2 protein-coding genes are annotated in these 1,405 nt (G+C 39.1%); one reads left to right on the top strand and one right to left on the bottom strand.

What is annotated here, in order from left to right; translation table 11 throughout:
• On the bottom strand, positions 1–601 hold a 601-nt coding region (locus AC1DPQ_RS27685; RefSeq protein WP_477611557.1), incomplete at its 3' end, for a hypothetical protein.
• Between the two features lie 137 nt (positions 602–738).
• Between AC1DPQ_RS27685 and dgt the strand changes: the two genes are divergently transcribed.
• Positions 739–1,405, top strand: a 667-nt coding sequence (gene dgt / locus AC1DPQ_RS27680; RefSeq protein WP_477611556.1) for a dGTP triphosphohydrolase, incomplete at its 3' end; no start/stop codon positions are given.

The raw sequence follows: 1,405 nt of genomic DNA, 5'->3' as shown, positions 1-1,405 counted from the left end.
CTACCATATCATCTGTAGAGCTCATAATGGAATCGTCCATTGTTTTAAAGAAACGCCACATTAACTCTCCATCAGCTCCGTTGTTTATGGTTAAGAACATGGTGCCTGTTCCAGATTTTCCACCAAAGCCACCAAATAAAACAGCAGAGGCGATTGCACCAGCTTCAGATTTCGTTTGCTCAGTTTCAAAACGCCCACCGATAACAGCATCAACACCAAGTATTTTGGCTAGTTCATCTTTAGTTGTTTCGTCTAACTTACCTAAAACACCTGCTTTTTTTAATAAGATGTTTGTTTTGTCAACATCCTGGAAAGTTACGGTATAATCAGAAGCTTTCCTTAACAAAAAAGTGTACATACTGGCCTGTATTGATCTTGCCATCGACTCTTCCTGGCTTTTGTTTCCTTCTGCACTGAAGTTTTTTGGTTGTTTCCGGTAAGAAATTTTTACCTCGAAAGGTAAGATGGCTACAATTTTTTGTGTTTTGATTGTCTCCTTTAGTTTCGGACTTTCGAAAATTTGCTTCGAGCCTTCAAATTGTGCTTTGGTTAAGACCGTAAAGCAGCATAAGATAGCGAGCGTTAATAAGATTTTTTTCATTATTTGTTTGTTTAATTTTCTGGCGAATATAAAAATATCTTTTAATTAATGTAATTTAAATTTTACCTGAGGCTTTATGCTTAACCATTTTCGCGTTTTGTTTAACTTGCGCCAAATTTTAAATGCAAACGGGATAAATGGAGTGGAAATATTTACTTTCGAATAAGAGATACGGACAAGAACAATATGGTGCCAGCACAGATCGGGCACGGTCTGATTTTCAGCGTGATTATGACCGGTTGATTTTTTCGTCTCCTTTTAGAAGGTTGCAGAACAAAACCCAGGTTTTCCCATTGCCAGGAAGTGTTTTTGTACATAACCGTTTAACGCATAGTTTAGAGGTTGCCAGTGTGGCCCGCTCCATGGCCAATATTTTTTTAAAAAGTGTAGAAGAGCAACAACCGCAACTGATTAAAGATGTTCCTTTAATTAACGAAGTGGGTAATATCGTGGCTGCCGCTGCACTGGCGCATGATTTGGGAAACCCAGCCTTTGGGCACTCAGGAGAAGCAGCTATTTCACGATATTTTACCGATGGCGATGGGAAAGTTTATCAGAAAGAAATGAAGGAATCGCAGTGGCACGATTTAATTAATTTTGAAGGTAATGCAAATGCCATCCGGATCCTTACCCATCCGCTAAAAGGAAAAGGCAACGATGCTTATGCGTTAACCTATTCTACTTTGGCTTCGATTGCAAAATACCCTTGCGCCTCAATTGCGGGTAAACAAAAGGGGGTGCTGCACCGTAAGAAATACGGTTTCTTTCAATCAGAAGAAGAAACTTTTAAAAAGATCGCAGAAG

The sequence above is a fragment of the Pedobacter sp. 01T416_2 genome, from assembly GCF_056398925.1.
Note: the sequence above shows the minus strand (reverse complement) of the source record. Positions and strands in the feature narration are given on the sequence as shown.